Source organism: Pseudomonas sp. TE21394 (assembly GCF_054057835.1).
The window spans coordinates 3,064,789-3,083,464 of record NZ_JBSRZR010000001.1; the positions used below are offsets into that span (position 1 = coordinate 3,064,789).

Consider the following 18,676-nt stretch of genomic DNA (forward strand, 5'->3'; position numbering starts at 1 on the left):
GATGTTCGCCGCCGTGCTGATGCTCGGCCAGGTGCTCACCGCCCAGGCCGAGGAAGCCCTGCCGGACTTCACCACCCTGGTCGAGCAGGCCTCGCCAGCCGTGGTCAACATCAGTACCAAGCAGAAGCTGCCGGACCGCCGCATGGCCGCCGGGGAGATGCCTGACCTGGAAGGCCTGCCGCCGATGTTCCGCGAGTTCTTCGAGCGCAACATGCCGCAGCAGCCACGCTCGCCACGCGGTGACCGCCAGCGCGAGGCTCAATCGCTGGGTTCGGGCTTCATCATTTCCAGCGATGGCTACGTATTGACCAACAACCACGTGGTCGCCGATGCCGACGAGATCATCGTCCGCCTGTCGGACCGCAGCGAGCTGCAGGCCAAGCTGGTCGGCACCGACCCGCGCACCGACGTGGCCCTGCTCAAGGTCGAGGGCAAGAACCTGCCGACCGTGAAGCTGGGGGATTCGGAGAAACTGAAAGTGGGCGAGTGGGTGCTGGCCATCGGTTCGCCGTTCGGCTTCGACCACTCGGTGACCAAAGGCATCGTCAGTGCCAAGGGCCGTACCCTGCCCAACGACACCTATGTGCCGTTCATCCAGACCGACGTGGCCATCAACCCGGGCAACTCCGGTGGCCCGCTGTTCAACATGAACGGTGAGGTGGTGGGTATCAACTCGCAGATCTTCACCCGTTCCGGTGGGTTCATGGGCTTGTCGTTCGCCATCCCGATCGATGTAGCGATCGATGTTTCCAACCAGCTGAAGAAAGATGGCAAGGTCAGCCGTGGCTGGCTTGGCGTGGTGATCCAGGAGGTCAACAAGGACCTGGCCGAGTCCTTCGGTCTCGACAAGCCGGCCGGCGCGCTGGTCGCCCAGGTGCTGGAAAACGGTCCGGCAGCCAAAGGCGGCCTGCAGGTCGGTGACGTGATCCTGAGCATGAACGGCCAGCCGATCATCATGTCGGCAGACCTGCCGCACCTGGTGGGCAGCCTCAAGGATGGCGAAAAGGCCAAGCTGGAAATCATCCGCAATGGCAAGCGCCAGACCCTGGACATCAGTGTCGGGGCCTTGCCGGACGACGACGCCGACATCACCACTGGCGCCGAAGGCAGTGCTGAGCGTAGCAGCAACCGCCTGGGCGTATCGGTGGCCGACCTGACCGCCGAGCAGAAGAAATCCCTGGAGCTCAAAGGCGGGGTGGTAATCAAGGAAGTCCAGGATGGCCCCGCCGCAATGATCGGCCTGCGTCCAGGTGACATCATCAGCCACCTGAACAACCAGGCCATCGGCTCGGCCAAGGAATTCACCGAAATTGCCAAGGAGCTGCCGAAAAACCGTTCGGTGTCGATGCGTGTGCTGCGCCAGGGGCGTGCGAGCTTCATTACCTTCAAGCTCGCTGAATAAACGGCTTGTCGCATCAGTGAAAACCCGGCGCATGATGCGCCGGGTTTTTTATGCGTTCAGGAAACTGAACACCATGCCGGTCGGCCCGGCGGGGCCAGTGGCATTTACGGCAAGCAGGATATCCTCCAGGCGCCCGAGGGATGCAATCCGGTCCGTTGCGCTCAAGGTTTCTGCCAGTTTGAAAGAGTTATCCACGCTGCCATCAGCGTTGAAGCGCATGGCGTAAACCGTATCAGTTACTGAACGACCAAGCGCCAGCAATTTCCCATCTTGCTGGGTAACGGCCGAATACCAGCCATCGTCATTGCCTTCGTCGAAGCCGATCAGCAGTGGTTGGCCTTGGTTGAAGCTGGGGTCGATTGCCCCTTGCGCAGTGAATTGCCAGATCAGCGCTCGTTTCGCCTCGGTTGTGGCGTCGTGTGATTGGCCAACTACGGTCAACTGCCCCGATGGTTGGACCACCAGTCCGTGGCTCCAGGTATTATTCTCGTTTGCTTTGAGCACAAGAAACCCTGCCTGATTGCCGAACTGCGTGTCGAGTGTGCCGTCCGGATGGAAGCGCGCCACGAAGCCGGCGTGGCTGCCGTCTGGTTTTTTCAGCGAGCCGCTGGCCAGGAAGGCCTCGCCGCTGACGGCCAGGGCGGCAATTCTGACTTCATCCGTTGCGAATTTGATCTGGATGTACTGCTTGCCTCTGAAGCCGGGATTGCCGTGGGCATCCAGCTTGTAGATGCGGGGCAGCCCGACGTCGAAATTGGCGGAAACCAGGAGGTTATCGTCGTGCAGGGTCAGGCGGGATTGTTGCCTCAGAGGCGACGCACCTTCTTCGACTTCCAGCGTGTGCTCGACGGGCGAGGCTTTGCCGTCGCGATCGAATTTTGCCAGCAAAAGCCGTCCGGGAGTGAAAGGGTCCGGTTGCGCGCGCCCGAGAAGCCAGATTGCATCGCTATCTCTGGGCGAGCTGGTGATGTCTTCGCAACTGGAAAGCGCACCATGGGAAAACTGACCTGCAACCGCTCCATCTTTTCCGAACGTCAGATCAGGCTTTCCGTCTGCACCGAAGCGTGCCATGGCGTAGTTTTCCCACGGGGCCAGGAATGCCCGCGCTCCTACCAGGATTCTGGATCCTTGGACTGTCATGCCGGTGCTGTGCCTGTCGGTCCAGCCATTGAAGGAAGGGAGTACTGCAATGCCTCCGATGCCAAACTCAGGATTCAATGCGCCGGCTTGTCGTACCCGTTTCATTGGCTAGCCCTCGGGTTGTCTGGGCCTCCATTCTAGGAGGGCGTGGCAAGGGGGCTCTACTGACAGAACTGATAGGTTGCAGCGGTAGCCGTACAGGGTGCGTATGGTTTGGTCGGTCAGTGGTCGTGGCGGCCTGCTGCGGCTTAAGGTACAATTCCCGGCTATTTTTCGGCGGGCGTCCGGCTCGCAGCCTTTTCGAGTGTTGACCCGTGAGTGATTTGAGTCATATCCGCAATTTCTCCATCATCGCCCACATCGACCATGGCAAGTCGACGCTGGCCGACCGTTTCATCCAGATGTGCGGTGGCCTGTCGGCACGCGAAATGGAAGCCCAGGTGCTCGATTCCATGGACCTGGAGCGCGAGCGCGGTATCACCATCAAGGCCCACAGCGTCACGCTCAACTACAAGGCGCAGGACGGCAAGGTCTACCAGCTGAACTTCATCGATACCCCCGGCCACGTCGACTTCACCTACGAAGTCTCGCGCTCGCTGGCGGCCTGTGAGGGTGCGCTGCTGGTGGTTGACGCCGGCCAGGGCGTCGAGGCGCAGTCCGTGGCCAACTGCTACACCGCCATCGAGCAGGGCCTGGAAGTCATGCCGGTGCTGAACAAGATGGACCTGCCCCAGGCTGACCCGGACCGCGTCAAGGACGAGATCGAGAAGATCATCGGTATCGACGCCACCGACGCCGTGGCCTGCAGTGCCAAGAGCGGCATGGGCGTGGACGAGGTGCTCGAGCGTCTGGTGCAGACCATCCCCGCGCCGGAAGGCGATATCGAGGCGCCGCTGCAGGCGCTGATCATCGACTCCTGGTTCGACAACTACCTGGGCGTGGTCTCGCTGGTGCGCGTGCGCCATGGCCGCGTCAAGAAAGGTGACAAGATCCTGGTCAAGTCCACCGGCAAGGTGCACCTGGTCGACAGCGTCGGCGTATTCACCCCGAAACACACCCAGACCGCCGACCTGAAGGCCGGTGAGGTGGGCTTCATCATCGCCAGCATCAAGGACATCCACGGTGCCCCGGTTGGTGACACCCTGACCTTGTCCTCGACCCCTGAAGTCGAAGTGCTGCCAGGCTTCAAGAAAATCCAGCCGCAGGTCTACGCCGGCCTGTTCCCGGTCAGCTCCGACGACTTCGAGGATTTCCGCGATGCCCTGCAGAAGCTGACCCTGAACGACTCGTCGCTGCAATACATGCCGGAAAGCTCCGATGCACTGGGCTTCGGCTTCCGTTGCGGCTTCCTCGGCATGCTGCACATGGAGATCATCCAGGAGCGCCTGGAGCGCGAATACGACCTGGACCTGATCACCACCGCGCCAAGCGTGATCTACGAGCTCGAACTGAAAACCGGCGAAACCATTACCGTCGACAACCCGTCGAAGCTGCCAGACGTCTCGGCGGTCGCCGATTTCCGTGAGCCGATCGTTACCGCCACCATCCTGGTGCCGCAGGAGCACCTGGGTAACGTCATCACCCTGTGCATCGAAAAGCGTGGCGTGCAGCGCGACATGCAGTTCCTCGGCAGCCAGGTGCAGGTGCGCTACGACTTGCCGATGAACGAAGTGGTATTGGACTTCTTCGACCGCCTCAAGTCCACCAGCCGCGGCTATGCTTCGCTGGATTATCATTTCGATCGCTACCAGTCGGCCAACCTGGTCAAGCTGGATGTACTGATCAACGGCGACAAGGTCGATGCCCTGGCCCTGATCGTGCACCGCGACAACGCGGCCTACAAAGGCCGTGCGTTGACCGAAAAGATGAAGGAACTGATCCCTCGGCAGATGTTCGATGTGGCGATCCAGGCAGCTATCGGCGGCCAGATCATCGCACGTACAACCGTCAAGGCACTCAGAAAGAACGTACTGGCCAAGTGCTACGGTGGTGACGTCAGCCGTAAGAAGAAACTGCTGGAGAAGCAGAAGGCCGGTAAGAAACGCATGAAACAGGTGGGCAACGTGGAGATTCCACAGGAAGCCTTCCTCGCCGTGCTCAGGTTGGATAGCTAGGTCCTATGTCGCTAAATTTCCCGCTGTTGCTAGTCATCGCTGTCTTCGTCTGCGGTCTGCTGGGCTTGATCGACCTGCTGTTCCTGGCCCCGCGCCGGCGGGCGGCAATCGCCAACTACCAGGGCAGCGTCAGCCAGCCCGAAATGGCGGTGGTCGAGCGCCTTGGCAAGGAGCCATTGCTGGTCGAATACGGCAAGTCGTTCTTCCCGGTGCTGTTCATCGTGCTGGTGCTGCGCTCGTTCCTGGTCGAACCATTCCAGATTCCTTCGGGGTCGATGAAACCGACCCTGGAAGTGGGCGACTTCATCCTGGTGAACAAGTTCTCGTACGGCATCCGCCTGCCGGTGATCGACAAGAAGGTCATCGAGGTGGGGGACCCGCAACGCGGTGATGTAATGGTGTTCCGCTACCCGAGCGACCCGAACGTCAACTACATCAAACGGGTGGTCGGCTTGCCGGGCGACCAGATCCGCTATACCAACGACAAGCGGTTGTTCGTCAACGGCCAGCCGATTGCCGAACAACTGGTGGGCACCGAGCCGGGCACCCTGGGCAGCGCCCAGCTGTACAAGGAAAAGCTCGGCGAGGCCGAACACCTGATCCGCAAGGAAATGAGCCGTTACCGCATGCCACCGGACCAGCAATGGACCGTGCCGGCGGGCCATTACTTCATGATGGGTGACAACCGCGACAATTCCAACGACAGCCGTTACTGGGATGACCCGAACATTCCCAGGGAACTGCACGGCATGGTTCCGGACCGGAACATTGTCGGCAAGGCATTTGCAGTGTGGATGAGCTGGCCAGAGCCCAAGCTCAGCCACCTGCCCAACCTGTCGCGGGTCGGTCTGATCCATTGATACCCATCGGCGCTGGCCAGCAGGCAGCGCCGAATGCATTTCTGACATAGGCTGTGTTCTCAAGGATCGGGAGATTCGTCGCACGTTGCGACGGGCCACAGCCAAACAGTCTTTCAGGATGTTGATTTGAACAACGCGTTGAACAACGAACGGGTGGTTGCATGAGTGCTCCCCTTGCCCGTCTGGAGCGAAAGCTCGGTTACACCTTCAAGAACCAGGACCAGATGCTCCTGGCGCTGACGCATCGCAGCTACGCTGGGCGCAACAACGAGCGCCTGGAGTTCCTCGGTGACGCCATTCTCAACTTCGTCGCCGGCGAGGCGCTGTTCGAGCGCTTCCCGCAGGCCCGCGAAGGCCAGCTGTCGCGTTTGCGCGCGCGCCTGGTCAAGGGTGAGACCCTGGCCCGACTGGCCCGTGGTTTCGACCTGGGTGACCACCTGCGCCTGGGCTCCGGCGAGCTCAAGAGCGGTGGCTTCCGCCGAGAGTCGATCCTCGCCGACGCCCTGGAGGCGCTGATTGGCGCCATTTACCTGGACGCGGACATGGAAACGGCTCGGGAACGCGTGTTGGCCTGGCTGGCCGATGAGTTCGAAGGCCTGACCCTGGTCGATACCAACAAGGATCCGAAAACCCGCTTGCAGGAGTTCCTGCAGTCACGCAGCTGCGAACTGCCGCGCTACGAAGTGGTGGATATCCAGGGCGAACCGCACTGCCGGACCTTCTTCGTCGAATGCGAAGTGGTGCTGCTGAACAACAAGAGCCGTGGCCAGGGCGTCAGCCGGCGTATTGCCGAGCAAGTCGCCGCCGCGTCTGCACTGATCGCCCTGGGCGTGGAGAATGGCAATGACTGATAGCAACCCGACCCGCTGCGGCTACGTAGCCATTGTCGGCCGCCCCAACGTCGGCAAGTCGACCCTGCTCAACCACATCCTCGGCCAGAAGCTGGCGATCACGTCGCGCAAACCTCAGACCACCCGCCACAACATGCTTGGCATCAAGACCGAGGGTGATGTGCAGGCAATCTATGTCGATACGCCCGGTATGCACAAGGCCAACGACAAGGCCCTGAACCGCTACATGAACCGCAACGCCTCGGCGGCCCTGAAGGACGTCGACGTGGTGATCTTCGTGGTTGACCGCACCCGCTGGACCGACGAAGACCAGCTGGTGCTGGAGCGCGTGCAGTACGTGAGCGGCCCGGTGATCCTGGCGGTCAACAAGACCGACCGTATGGACGAGAAAGCCGAACTGATTCCGCACCTGCAGTGGCTGCAGACACAACTGCCGAATGCCGAGATCGTGCCGATTTCCGCGCAGCAGGGGCACAACCTGGAATCGCTGGAAGCGCTGATCGCCAAGCACCTGCCGGAAAACGAACACTTCTTCCCGGAAGACCAGATCACCGACCGCAGCAGCCGTTTCCTGGCCGCCGAGCTGGTACGCGAGAAGATCATGCGCCAGCTGGGCGCGGAGCTGCCGTACCAGATCACCGTGGAGATCGAGGAGTTCAAGCAGCAGGGCCATGTGCTGCACATCCATGCGCTGATCCTGGTTGAGCGTGACGGCCAGAAGAAGATCATCATTGGCGACAAGGGCGAGCGCATCAAGCGCATTGGCTCTGACGCGCGCAAGGACATGGAAGTGCTGTTCGACGCCAAGGTGATGCTCAACCTGTGGGTCAAGGTCAAGGGCGGCTGGTCCGACGACGAGCGCGCCCTGCGCTCGCTAGGCTACGGCGACCTGTAAATCTGCCTGCCGGCTCAGGCTACTCTGTGGGAGCGGGTTTACCCGCGAATGCGTCAGTGGGTCACCACCGTATTCGCGGGTAAACCCGCTCCCACAGTTGTTTGGGGCTTCTAGAGATCGTTTATGGAACAACCTGTCGGCCAGCCAGCCTACGTACTGCACAGCCGTGCCTACAAGGAAACCAGTGCGCTGGTGGACTTCTTTACCCCACAGGGTCGCGTGCGTGCCGTGTTGCGCCGGGCGCGCGGCAAGGGCGGCAGCCTGGTGCGCCCGTTCGTGCCGCTGGAGCTGGAACTGCGCGGGCGCGGTGAGCTGAAGAATGTGGGGCGAATGGACAGCGCCGGCATCGCCGCCTGGTTGCACGGTGACGCCTTGTTCAGCGGGTTGTATCTCAATGAATTGCTCATGCGCCTGCTGCCTGCCGAAGCGCCTTACCCGGCATTGTTCGAGCACTACAGCCTGACCCTGCAAGCCTTGGCCGCCGGGCGTCCGCTGGAGCCACTGTTACGCGCATTCGAATGGCGGCTGCTGGACGAGCTCGGTTATGCCTTTTCGTTGCAGCATGATGTCAATGACCAGCCGATTGCAGCCGATGGCCTGTACCGTCTGCGCGTGGATGCAGGCCTGGAGCGGGTTGAACTGGCGCAACCGGGATTGTTTCACGGTGCCGAGTTACTGGCCCTGGCCGAAGCTGACTGGGACGCCCCCGGTGCATTACTCGCCGCCAAGCGTCTGATGCGCCAGGCGCTGGCGGTGCATCTGGGAACAAAACCGCTGGTCAGCCGGGAACTGTTTCGCAAGCGCTGATCACGACGTATGCTGTTGGGCTCAATCTTCAGGAGAGCCTTTCGTGACTCACAGCAACCGCATGCTTCTCGGCGTAAACATCGACCACGTGGCGACCCTGCGCCAGGCCCGGGGCACGCGTTACCCTGACCCGGTCAAGGCTGCCCTGGATGCCGAGGAAGCGGGCGCCGATGGCATCACCGTGCATTTGCGGGAAGATCGCCGACATATCCAGGAGCGTGACGTGCTGCTGCTCAAGGATGTGCTGCAGACCCGCATGAATTTCGAGATGGGCGTCACCGAGGAGATGATGGCCTTTGCCGAGAAGATTCGCCCGGCACATATCTGCCTGGTACCCGAAACCCGCCAGGAGCTGACCACCGAAGGTGGCCTGGACGTGGCGGGCCAGGAGGCGCGAATCAAGGCAGCGGTGGAGCGCCTGGCACGTACCGGTGCCGAAGTATCGCTGTTCATCGATGCTGATGAGCGGCAGATCGAGGCTTCGCGCCGAGTGGGGGCACCAGCCATCGAGCTGCACACCGGGCGTTACGCCGACGCCCAAACTCCGACCGCAGTGGCCGAAGAGCTCAAGCGTATTGCCGATGGCGTGGCGTTTGGCGTGAGCCAAGGGTTGATCGTCAATGCCGGCCACGGGCTGCATTACCACAATGTCGAAGCCGTGGCGGCGATCAAGGGTATCAATGAACTCAACATCGGCCATGCGCTGGTGGCGCACGCCCTGTTCGTTGGGTTCAAGGCCGCGGTCGCCGAGATGAAGGCGCTGATCGTGGCGGCTTCGCGCTGATCCACAGGGCAACCTGTAACGGCCTCTTGGTGCGCTTGCCCGCAAAGAGGCCGGCACGGGCAGCCGATTATTCGCCAGGAAACACCAGCGTAAAGCGGCTAGGCCCCGAGGGACTGCTGCTGACTTCGACTCGTCCTCCATGCAGATGCATGATCGACTTCACGATCGCCAGCCCCAACCCTGTTCCGCCCTCCAGCCGCGAGCGCCCCGAGCCCACCCGGTAGAACCGCTCGAACAGGCGCGGCAGGTGTTCTGCCGCAATGCCAGGCCCCTGGTTCTCCACCGACAGTCGAACTTCACCACCCAGCCGTTCGATGTGCAGTTCCACGGCGGTACCCTTGGGGCAGTGGCGAATGGCATTGCTCAGCAGGTTCGACAATGCCCGTTGAAACATCAGCCGATCCGCCATCGCCGTGCCCCAGCCCTGGACGCGTAATTCAACCTCTTTCAGCTCGGCGCTGAAGGCGAACAGTTCGACCACCCGCGCTGTTTCGTCGGCCAGGGCCATGGGCTTGAGCGCGATCTGGGCCTGGGGCTGGCTGACCTGGGCGAGAAACAGCATGTCGTTGATGATGCGGTTGAGCCGGGTCAGCTCTTCAATGCTGTCTTCCAGCACTTCGCGGTAATTGGCGTTGTCCCGTTCACGCGCCAGGGTCACCTGCGCCTTGCCCATCAGGTTGCCTAGCGGGGTGCGCAGTTCATGGGCCAGGTCGTCGGAAAACTGCGAAAGCTGGCTCACGCCCTGATCGAGCCGGTCGAGCATCACGTTGATGCTGCGGGCCAGCTCTGCCAGTTCCAGCGGCAGACCGCTGGCAGGCAAGCGATGCTGCAGGTCCTGGGCCGACACTTGCCCGGCAATCCGTCGAAAGTGCCGCAACGGCTTCAGGCCGCGTTGCATGAGCCACCAGGCACCCGCGCCGATCAGCAACAGCAGTATCGGTAGCGCGAACAAGGTGGAGCGCAGGTAGGCCTGCAGCAGGGCGTTATCGTCGGCGCGGTCGAGTGTCATCATCACCTTGACCGGGGTGTCGTCACGCAGGCGCATCAGCCGGGTCGCGGTGAGCAGCTGGTTGCCGCTGCTGTCGCGCCAGGCGTGGAAGGCCAGGCGGTTGCCGGTACGCAGCTCGCCCATACGCGATTCCAGAGCCGGGCCGAGGCTCAGCAGGTGTGGGTGGCGCCCCTCGATGGCCAGCACGCTGAGGCTGAGGTTGTCATGCCCCATCACCAGGTCGAGCAGCGGATGGGCGCGCGTGCCCAGGTCTTCGTTGCGCAGGTCGACGCGCAAATTGTGCTCGACCTGCAGCATCTTGCGCGTCAGGTCCTTGCGTGCGCGGCTGTCCAGCTCGTGATCCAGGGCGAACACGGCCAGGCAGGCCAGCAGCAACACCAGCGCGGCGCCCATCAGCGTCACGCCCAGGCCCAGGCGCAATGACAGGCTGGCGTTGTTCAAAAGCGCGCCTCGAGCACGTAGCCGACACCCCGCAGGGTGTGGATCAGCTTGTTGTCGAACGGGTCGTCGATCTTCGCCCGCAGGCGGCGGATTGAAACCTCGACCACGTTGGTGTCGCAATCGAAGTTCATGTCCCACACCAGAGAGATGATCTGGGTGCGCGAAAGCACCTCGCCGGTCTGGCGCATCAGCAGGTGCAGCAGGGCGAATTCCTTGGCGGTCAGGTCGATACGCTGCCCGGCGCGGTAGGCGCGGTGGCGACCGGGGTCCAGCTCCAGGTCGGCGACGCGCAGGGTGCTGGGCTGCAGTTGCTGGTCGTTGCGCCGTAGCAGGCTGCGAATGCGCGCCAGCAGTTCCGGGAACTCGAAGGGTTTGAGCAGGTAATCGTCAGCGCCGAGGTCCAGGCCCTTGACCCGGTCAGCCAGGCGACCGTGAGCCGTGAGCATCATGATGCGTGTGGCCGATTCGGCACGCAGCCGCTGTAACACGGTCCAGCCATCGAGTTCGGGCAGGTTGACGTCGAGGATGAGCAAATCGTAAGGCTGCTGGCGAGCCAGGTACAGGCCGTCGGTGCCCGTGTGGGCGCAGTCGACAATGTAACCGTTCTCGCGCAGGCCTTGTTGCAGATAGTCGGCGGTACGCAGTTCGTCCTCGATGATCAGTAGGCGCATGAGCGGGCTCGGTTTGATGAAGGGGCGATTGTCGACCCTGTAGTGAGATCAGGGTCAAGCGGCAGGATGTTACTTCATGAGGAAGGACATGCGGTGCAGATGACGGATTTGTAATTCTGCTGTCATCTGCCTGTCTGTCCCGGCCTTTTCGCGGGTGGAAACCGCTCCCGCAGGGTCACCCTGCAGCTGGAGGCAGCTGCGGCGGAGGCCGTGACGAGCAACGGAAGACCGCATTGCAAGACTGTAATCTCAGCCTCACCTTGTCGTTAGCCAGCACTCGCTAGGATGGGCCCGTCTGATCGGTTATCACGAGGCAAACACGATGAACCTGACCAAATACCTGCTGCTGGCCATCCTTGCCTTGGGCAGCGCAAGTGTTTACGCCGAAGGCGGTGCGGAGCGCTCCAGACAGTTCTGGCAAGCGTTTCGCGAGGAGCAGCAGCGCCTGCAGGGTGACAGGCAGCAGGCTGTTGCCGAGCGCGAACGCAAGGCGCAGGAAAAGGCCCGCGAGCTGGCCAAGGACTGAAGCAATAGCACCGGCGGCGTGAAAGCTCCTCGCCGCAAGTGCCTTCGGGCGCCCGACCGGGCGCCTTTTTTATTTGCGCGCCAGCAGGGTGGCGCGGCGTGGAGCCGGCAGACCTTCGATGGTCTTGCTGTGGTCGTTCGGGTCGAGGAAGTCGCTGAGGGATTGGTAGCGCATCCACTCGGTGCTGCGCTGTTCCTCGACGCTGGTCACGCTGACATCGACACAACGCACATCATTGAAACCGGCACGGCGCAGCCAGCGCTCCAGGGCGGGTACCGACGGCAGGAACCAGACGTTGCGCATCTGCGCGTAGCGGTCTTCCGGTACCAGCACCTGGTTTGCGTCGCCCTCGATCACCAGGGTTTCCAGCACCAGTTCGCCGCCTTTGACCAGGCAGTCCTTGAGCGCAAGCAAGTGTTCGATGGGTGAACGACGATGGTAGAACACACCCATCGAGAACACTGTGTCGAAGCCTTCGAGGTTGGCCGGCAGGTCTTCCAGGGCGAACGGCAAGTGCCAGGCGGGCAACTCAGGCAAGTACTGCTGCACGGCCTGGAACTGGCAGAAGAACAGCCAGTTGGGGTCGACACCGATGACCATGTCCGCCCCAGCACCGAGCATGCGCCACTGGTAGTAGCCGTTGCCGCAACCCACATCCAGTACGCGCTTGCCCTTAAGGTCCAGGTGTGGCCCGACCCGGGACCATTTCCAGTCGGAACGCCATTCGGTTTCAACATGCACGCCGAACAGGTCGAACGGCCCCTTGCGCCAGGGCGACAGCCCCATCAGCGCCTGGCGCATCTGCGCACGGGTCGCGTCGTCGCACTCGCAATCCAGGCGCAGCCCATTGATCAGGTCGACTTCACTTGGCCGCAAGGCGGGCAATGCATCGAGCGCACCTCGCCAGCGGTCGAGGTCACCGTGGCCCTTCTCCAGCTTGGCTTCCAGTTGTGCTTGCAGGCCTTGCGACCAGGAAGCCAGGGGCGTGCCCGCCAGGCGGCGGACGAGGGGGGACAGATCGATCATGGCAGGGCTATCAACGAGGCGAAGTTAAGGCACTGGAACCAGGGCACGACTTTCGAGAAGCCGGCGGCGCGCAGACGTTGTTGATGGGCTTCGAGGGTGTCGGGGCGCATCACGTTTTCAATGGCGCTGCGCTTCTGGGCGATTTCCAGTTCGCTGTAGCCGTTGGCCCGCTTGAAGTCCAGGTGCAGTTCATTAAGCAGGGCATGCTCTTGCTCATCGGCGAAGCGCAGCTTCTCCGAGAGGATCAGCGCGCCGCCAGGCAGCAGCGCCTGGCGGATGCGGCCCAGCAACTCCAGACGTTGGTCGGGGGCGATGAACTGCAGGGTGAAGTTCATCGCCACCACCGAGGCAGGCTCGAGCGGCAGGGCCAGGATATCGGCCTCCAGCACTTGCACCGGCAGCAGCTCCTGGAACATCGAGTCCTGGGCGGTGAGGTACTGGCGGCAGCGTTCGACCATGGCAGCGGAATTGTCCACGGCAATCACCCGGCAGCCGTCGCTGCGCACATGGCGTCGCAACGACTGGGTGACAGCACCCAGCGATGCGCCCAGGTCGTACAGCGCGGTGTGCGGCTGGGCGAAGCGTGCGGCCAGCACGCCGAGGTTCTCGACAATGGTCGGGTAGCCCGGCACCGAGCGCTTGATCATGTCCGGGAATACCCGCACCACGTCCTCATTGAAGACGAAGTCGGGCACCTGCTCCAGGGGCTGGGCGAAGAGGCGATCGGGTTGTTTGCTCACGGGGAGGGCTCGGGCCGGGAAAACGGGGCCATATTCTAACCAAACCGGGCCACAGTTGCCTATTTGTCGGGCCGAAATGTCACCAGCGTAACAGAGGGGGCGTTTCCCGTACTCATAGGTCTGGCACCTGCTGCAGATATTTCTATGAGCTTGTCGATAAAGTCCTGACTCTTTTAATGCGCTGCAGACACTAAAGTGGCCAGCAACGTCGTGCCATAGGTTTGATAATGGGAGGTATTATATGGGAAATGATGTCGCTGCGCCCGAAGCGTTGCCATTCGATAAGCTTACTGAAGATCAACGTATTGAACTTGTACCGGGTCAGATTTTTGAACTGAAGAAAAATGAGCCGGCCTTCATCTTTAGTCGGGACAATCTACGAACAATCAAACGCTATGAAGATGCTGTTCGGCAGTTGCCACATGACTACCAAGACAAGCTGAGTGAGACGTTTGCTGCATTCGGTCTGGACGTAGCGGATGTCAATGTTTTTTTTGAGAATCTTCGGAAGCATGTCAACTCTTGGGATCGCGTTGAAGATGCATGCAAGACCATGGGCGCCGATCTGCAGGTTTTTGCTGAAGACCTGATTCGCGAAGCGGAAAGTTTGATAGGCACGATCAAGACCATGGACGCCTGGGAGGCTGCAGCCAGTGGCGCTGATGATGGTGACAGTGCAGTGCTTTCTGAAGACGAAACGCGCACATTCCGCGAAACAGTTGACGTTCACCTGAGTGTAATCACGGAAGATATCCAAGAGAAACTCACGGGTATCAGAACTGTGAAAGCGCTGATTGACCGGTTTGGCGATGATATCACCGAAATTCTCCACCCCATGGCCAAATCTTTGCTGAATCGCATCGGCGATGGGCAAGTCTCTGAAGCATTGGCGAAGGTGGAGGCAGATATCGAAGTGTTGGATACCCAGATCGAGAAAAAACTGGCTGAATATAATGGACTTGTCGGTACTGCTTTTTACGGACTGGTTTTTGGAGCGTTGGGGCTGGCGATTACCGGAGGCATATATGGCTTTCAAGCCGAAAAGGTGCGGGCAGAAAAAAACAAATTGATTAGTGAGAGACAGGAACTGGCGGCAAATAGAGCAGCGTTGCTCGGCGGCCAGTCGGACTTTGAGATTATCAGGACGCATATTGTTGATATGCAGTTTCGCCTGGTCGATGTCGGGACGGCTATCAAGAACCTGGAAGACGTTTGGGTGTTGATGGAGGCCTATGCCAAGAACTCAAGCAAGCGCGTTGATAGTGTTTCTACGCGGTTGGAACTCAAGAAATTTGTTGACCGATTCCAGCGTGTTATTTCGCCGTGGGAAAATATCCTTGGGATCTCGAGCAATATATCCAGGCTTTTCAATGACGTATTGAATGAATATTGAGAGGACGTATTATGAATGCAAGGAATGACAGTGAAAACTTGCCTGATGTCAAGGTTCTGTTAGCGATCGAGGCAAGCATGGCAGAGCTCTATTACGACAGCACCACCGGTTTGCTCCCATCTTTGCGCGAACGATTGCTCGATTTGACCAGCTTGGTCAAGGCAGGAAACGATACCCTTCGGGAAAACGTGCTCTCCAGCTTGGTTGCATTGAACCTTGATCTGGATAACAGTGCAGCCGGTTTGGACGAGGAAGATCTATTGCGTCTTCGCCAAGGTTTGCAGGCTGATATGGAGAACATTGCCACGGCTGTCGCGCAGGTCTCGGGTTTCCGTGCCCCGGAAGTCGCGAAACTCAGGCAAGATCAGGAAGAGGTCGTCGTGAAGCTCCGCAGTGCGGTGACGCAGCTCGAACAGTTAGTGGCAGAGAAGCAGGCTCGTATCGCTGAAGCCGATGGACTGCTCAAGACCTTGAACCAGCCTTCTGTGCGCGCTGCGCTGCGTAACGTCATTCCTCAAGAGAAGGATATCGACAGCGTATTTGCTTCGATCAAGAAACCTATTGCAAGTCCGGAGCTGGTCAAAGCGGCTTTGGTAAAACTAAATAGGAACGCTGATTTGCTGGAGCAGGGGCGCGAGTTTGCCAATATTGTCGCCGCTCGTGAGCAGCTCGTCAGCGTTTTGAACCAGCAAACGCAGACGTTGCGCACAGTGCAAAGGCAACTGGACGAGGAGCAGGCTAAAAGCGGCCAGTTCAATCATGCCGAGGAACTGCTCGGGAAGCGTTCGCCCTGGGTGGAGCAGGCGGACAAGTTTGTCTGCCACTGGCAAAAGATTTCCAGCGCGATTGCTGCAGCTGTCCAGCTAACCGAGTTGCAGGCAGCTCTGGAGACCGCTCGCGACTATCTGGCTGCCTTGCGCCGCCGCTTTGAAATGGCGTGAAGAGTGATTATCTCACCTTGATGGCACAATCAAATGTTTGCACGGGCGATACCTCCGGCGCCCAGGGTTGCTGATAGACCAGCACCAATCGGGCTTCACCTGCACTGTTGGCCTGGTAGCGCCAGGTGGAGACGCCGGCGCTGCCAACCACATCCTCTTCTTCAGGGGCGCTGTACACCTCCGGGCCGAGGCTGCGCAGCACGTTGGCGGCGGGGTTCTCGACCCGCCAGCGATAGCCGGTGGACGGATTGCTGGGCAGGGTCAGGGTCAGGGTCTGGCCCACCTGAAGGCGTGTCGGGCATTCGCTTTCGGCGTTCAGTTCGATGGGCTGTGTGGGCTGTTGGGCACAGGCAGAAAGCAGGGCGAAGCTCAGGGGAACGAGCAGACGGGGGTTGGTCATGTTGGCTCCGGAGGCTGACGATGGCCTGAGGATAACCGATGATCGAGGAGATTTGTGTTACCTGCACCGGCCGCTTCGCGGTTCTAGCCGCAAAGAGGCCGGAACAGCTCAGAACAACACTTTTGCCACGTCGGCAAAGCGCTTGGCGAAATGCACCGTCAGGCCCTCACGCAGGTAGTCCGGTAGCTCTTCGAAGTCACCCCGGTTAGGCTCCGGCAGGATCAGCTCGAAGATCTTCTGCCGCCGCGCCGCTATCACCTTCTCGCGCACCCCGCCAATCGGCAGCACCTGCCCGGTCAGCGTCAGCTCGCCAGTCATGGCCACGCCTTTCTTCGGTGCCTGGTCCCGGGCCAGCGACAGCAAGGCACTGGCCATGGTGATGCCGGCACTCGGACCGTCTTTGGGGGTAGCCCCTTCGGGCACATGCAGGTGAATGAAGGCTTCATTGAAGAAGCCCGGGTCGCCGCCAAACTGCTTGAGGTTGGAGCTGACGTAGCTATAAGCGATTTCGGCGGATTCCTTCATCACGTCACCCAGTTTGCCGGTCAGCTTGAAACCGCGGTTGAGCGTGTGGATGCGGGTGGCTTCGATCGGCAGCGTGGCACCACCCATGCTGGTCCAGGCCAGCCCGGTGATCACGCCTTTGCCAGCCAGCACCTGCTCGCTACGGAACACCGGCATGCCGAGGGCGGCTTCCAGGTCCTTGGTACCGATCTTCAGCTTGGCCTCGGGGTTTTCCAGCAGCTTGACCACCGCCTTGCGCACCAGCTTGCCCAGTTGCTTCTCCAGCTGGCGTACACCGGCCTCGCGGGCATAGCCTTCGATGACCGTGCGCAGGGCGCTGTCGCTGATGGCGAGGCTGGTCTTGGCCACACCGGCCTTGTCCAGTTGCTTGGGCCACAGGTGGCGCTTGGCAATGGCCAGCTTCTCCTCGGTGATATAGCCGGACAGGCGGATCACTTCCATGCGGTCGAGCAACGGCCCCGGGATCGAGTCGAGGGTATTGGCGGTGCACACGAACAGCACTTTGGACAGGTCCAGGCGCAAATCGAGGTAGTGGTCGAGGAAGTCGACGTTCTGCTCCGGGTCGAGGGTTTCCAGCAGGGCCGACGCCGGGTCGCCCTGGTAGCTCTGGCCCATCTTGTCGATTTCATCGAGCATGATGACAGGGTTCATCACTTCGACGTCCTTCAGCGCCTGCACCAGCTTGCCGGGCTGGGCGCCGATGTAGGTGCGGCGGTGGCCCTTGATCTCGGCTTCGTCGCGCATGCCGCCGACGCTGAAGCGGTAGAACGGTCGACCCAGCGATTCGGCGATGGACTTGCCGATACTGGTCTTGCCCACCCCGGGCGGCCCCACCAGCAGCACGATCGAGCCACTGATCTCGCCTTTCCAGGCCCCCACGGCGAGGAACTCGAGGATGCGCTCCTTGATGTCGTCGAGGCCGGCGTGGTGCTGGTCAAGGACTTTGCGCGCGTGCTTCAGGTCGAGCTTGTCCTTGCCATAGATGCCCCAGGGCAGGGCGGTGGCCCAGTCCAGGTAGTTGCGGGTGACGGCGTACTCGGGCGAACCGGTTTCGAGGATGGCCAGCTTGCCCATCTCTTCATCAATGCGCCGGCGTGCCTGGTCCGGCAGGGTCTTGCCTTCCAGGCGCTGTTCGAATTGCTCGAGGTCGGCGCTGCGGTCATCCTTGGTCAGGCCCAGCTCCTGCTGGATGACCTTCAACTGCTCCTTGAGGAAGAACTCGCGCTGGTGTTCGCCGATTTGCCGGTTGACCTCGGCCGAGATCTCGTTCTGCAGGCGCGCGACTTCGACTTCCTTGCGCAGCATTGGCAGGACCTTTTCCATGCGTTTGAGCATGGGCACGCAATCGAGCACTTCCTGCAGCTGGCTGCCGGTGGCCGAGGTAAGGGCGGCGGCGAAGTCGGTGAGCGGCGACGGGTCGTTGGGGCTGAAGCGGTTGAGATAGTTCTTCAGCTCTTCGCTGTACAGCGGGTTGAGCGGCAGCAGTTCCTTGATCGCGTTGATCAGCGCCATGCCGTAGGCCTTGACCTCGTCGGTCGGCTCGGCGGGTTGGCGCGGGTACTCGACCTCGACCAGGTAGGGCGGGCGGTGGTGCTTGAGCCAGGTGCGGATGCGTACCCGGCTCAAGCCCTGGGCGACGAACTGCAGCTTGCCGTTCTCGCGGCTGGCATGGTGCACCTTCACCAGCGTGCCGTACTCCGGCAGGGCCGAGGTGTCGAAATGGCGGTGGTCTTCTGGCGGGGTGTCCATGAAGAACAGGGCCAGGCAATGGTCTGGCGACTTGGCCACCAGGTCGAGGGTTTCTGCCCAAGGCTCTTCATTGACGATGACCGGCAGTACCTGGGCCGGGAAGAACGGGCGATTGTGGATCGGGATCAAGTAGACCTTGTCCGGCAGCTGCTGGCCGGGCAGGGCGAGGGCGTGGCCGTGGCTGGTTTCGGCCTGGTGAGTGGTGTGTTCGACTTCGCTGTGTTCGTCGGGATGTTCCGGGAAATCCTGCTGGTCGCTCATGGGGCACCTGCGTGAATGACTATGGTGCTTAGATGGGGCGGGAAAGAAGGGGTTTCAAGCTTCAAGCGTCACGTGTGCAGTGGCAGGAAAAAAGCGGGACCGCACAGGCCCCGCTTTCGTTCGTAGCTTGCCGCCTTGAAG

At 61.0% G+C, this 18,676-nt stretch carries 17 protein-coding genes; 10 read left to right on the forward strand and 7 right to left on the reverse strand.

From position 1 onward, the window contains the following. The first annotated feature begins 1 nt into the window (after position 1). Positions 2 to 1,402 carry a DegQ family serine endoprotease gene (locus ACVWZT_RS14150; RefSeq protein ID WP_414707146.1) on the forward strand — a complete coding sequence of 467 codons (1,401 nt, stop codon included), beginning with the start codon at positions 2 to 4 and terminating at the stop codon, positions 1,400 to 1,402. Between the two features lie 48 nt (positions 1,403 to 1,450). Here ACVWZT_RS14150 and ACVWZT_RS14155 read toward each other — a convergent pair whose 3' ends face one another. Continuing rightward, the gene (locus ACVWZT_RS14155; protein WP_457469892.1) at positions 1,451 to 2,647 is read right to left on the reverse strand and encodes a delta-60 repeat domain-containing protein; all 1,197 of its coding nucleotides are present in this window, start codon (positions 2,645 to 2,647) and stop codon (positions 1,451 to 1,453) included. A gap of 209 nt (positions 2,648 to 2,856) precedes the next feature. Here ACVWZT_RS14155 and lepA point away from each other — a divergent pair, with 209 nt between their 5' ends. From lepA to pdxJ, 6 genes are all read left to right on the forward strand, one after another. Then, entirely contained in the window at positions 2,857 to 4,656 is a 1,800-nt protein-coding gene (gene lepA, locus ACVWZT_RS14160) for a translation elongation factor 4 (protein WP_025340425.1), read from the forward strand. A gap of 5 nt (positions 4,657 to 4,661) precedes the next feature. Then, complete coding sequence (gene lepB, locus ACVWZT_RS14165; protein WP_457469895.1) at positions 4,662 to 5,516, forward strand: signal peptidase I; 855 nt, start codon at positions 4,662 to 4,664, stop codon at positions 5,514 to 5,516. A 161-nt stretch (positions 5,517 to 5,677) separates the two neighbouring features. Then, positions 5,678 to 6,367 carry a ribonuclease III gene (gene rnc / locus ACVWZT_RS14170; protein WP_003258487.1) on the forward strand — a complete coding sequence of 230 codons (690 nt, stop codon included), beginning with the start codon at positions 5,678 to 5,680 and terminating at the stop codon, positions 6,365 to 6,367. Further along, positions 6,360 to 7,262, forward strand: a complete 903-nt coding sequence (gene era, locus ACVWZT_RS14175) for a GTPase Era (protein ID WP_296229938.1) — start codon at positions 6,360 to 6,362, stop codon at positions 7,260 to 7,262. The genes rnc and era overlap by 8 nt, the downstream gene beginning before the upstream one ends. A 123-nt stretch (positions 7,263 to 7,385) precedes the next feature. Continuing rightward, positions 7,386 to 8,069: a DNA repair protein RecO gene (gene recO / locus ACVWZT_RS14180; protein ID WP_296229939.1), complete on the forward strand. Its 684-nt coding sequence runs from the start codon at positions 7,386 to 7,388 to the stop codon at positions 8,067 to 8,069. 61 nt (positions 8,070 to 8,130) lie between these two features. Continuing rightward, the gene (gene pdxJ / locus ACVWZT_RS14185; protein WP_414707147.1) at positions 8,131 to 8,853 is read left to right on the forward strand and encodes a pyridoxine 5'-phosphate synthase; all 723 of its coding nucleotides are present in this window, start codon (positions 8,131 to 8,133) and stop codon (positions 8,851 to 8,853) included. A gap of 67 nt (positions 8,854 to 8,920) precedes the next feature. Here the strand turns inward: pdxJ and ACVWZT_RS14190 are convergent, their stop codons facing one another. Both ACVWZT_RS14190 and ACVWZT_RS14195 read right to left on the reverse strand, forming a co-directional pair. Further along, positions 8,921 to 10,303 carry a heavy metal sensor histidine kinase gene (locus ACVWZT_RS14190; RefSeq protein ID WP_457469898.1) on the reverse strand — a complete coding sequence of 461 codons (1,383 nt, stop codon included), beginning with the start codon at positions 10,301 to 10,303 and terminating at the stop codon, positions 8,921 to 8,923. Beyond that, the gene (locus tag ACVWZT_RS14195; protein ID WP_457469900.1) at positions 10,300 to 10,974 is read right to left on the reverse strand and encodes a heavy metal response regulator transcription factor; all 675 of its coding nucleotides are present in this window, start codon (positions 10,972 to 10,974) and stop codon (positions 10,300 to 10,302) included. The genes ACVWZT_RS14190 and ACVWZT_RS14195 overlap by 4 nt, the downstream gene beginning before the upstream one ends. 322 nt (positions 10,975 to 11,296) lie before the next feature. Between ACVWZT_RS14195 and ACVWZT_RS14200 the strand changes: the two genes are divergently transcribed. After that, positions 11,297 to 11,500, forward strand: coding sequence for a hypothetical protein (locus tag ACVWZT_RS14200; RefSeq protein ID WP_296229943.1), 204 nt, complete (start codon positions 11,297 to 11,299; stop codon positions 11,498 to 11,500). A 69-nt stretch (positions 11,501 to 11,569) separates the two neighbouring features. Here ACVWZT_RS14200 and cmoB read toward each other — a convergent pair whose 3' ends face one another. Beyond that, a complete protein-coding gene (cmoB, locus tag ACVWZT_RS14205; protein WP_457469902.1) occupies positions 11,570 to 12,526 on the reverse strand; it encodes a tRNA 5-methoxyuridine(34)/uridine 5-oxyacetic acid(34) synthase CmoB in 957 nt (318 codons plus the stop codon). Continuing rightward, the gene (gene cmoA, locus ACVWZT_RS14210) at positions 12,523 to 13,266 is read right to left on the reverse strand and encodes a carboxy-S-adenosyl-L-methionine synthase CmoA (RefSeq protein ID WP_296229945.1); all 744 of its coding nucleotides are present in this window, start codon (positions 13,264 to 13,266) and stop codon (positions 12,523 to 12,525) included. The genes cmoB and cmoA overlap by 4 nt, the downstream gene beginning before the upstream one ends. A 241-nt stretch (positions 13,267 to 13,507) precedes the next feature. On the opposite strand from cmoA, the gene ACVWZT_RS14215 reads away from it, so the two are divergent. Both ACVWZT_RS14215 and ACVWZT_RS14220 read left to right on the forward strand, forming a co-directional pair. Continuing rightward, positions 13,508 to 14,659: an alpha-xenorhabdolysin family binary toxin subunit A gene (locus tag ACVWZT_RS14215; RefSeq protein ID WP_457469904.1), complete on the forward strand. Its 1,152-nt coding sequence runs from the start codon at positions 13,508 to 13,510 to the stop codon at positions 14,657 to 14,659. An 11-nt stretch (positions 14,660 to 14,670) separates the two neighbouring features. Then, the gene (locus ACVWZT_RS14220) at positions 14,671 to 15,600 is read left to right on the forward strand and encodes an alpha-xenorhabdolysin family binary toxin subunit B (protein WP_457469906.1); all 930 of its coding nucleotides are present in this window, start codon (positions 14,671 to 14,673) and stop codon (positions 15,598 to 15,600) included. A 7-nt stretch (positions 15,601 to 15,607) separates the two neighbouring features. Here the strand turns inward: ACVWZT_RS14220 and ACVWZT_RS14225 are convergent, their stop codons facing one another. Together ACVWZT_RS14225 and lon are read right to left on the reverse strand one after the other, a co-directional pair. After that, the gene (locus ACVWZT_RS14225) at positions 15,608 to 16,000 is read right to left on the reverse strand and encodes a protease inhibitor I42 family protein (protein ID WP_296229948.1); all 393 of its coding nucleotides are present in this window, start codon (positions 15,998 to 16,000) and stop codon (positions 15,608 to 15,610) included. A gap of 108 nt (positions 16,001 to 16,108) precedes the next feature. Next, the gene (gene lon / locus ACVWZT_RS14230; RefSeq protein WP_296229949.1) at positions 16,109 to 18,535 is read right to left on the reverse strand and encodes an endopeptidase La; all 2,427 of its coding nucleotides are present in this window, start codon (positions 18,533 to 18,535) and stop codon (positions 16,109 to 16,111) included. Between the last annotated feature and the right edge of the window lie 141 nt (positions 18,536 to 18,676).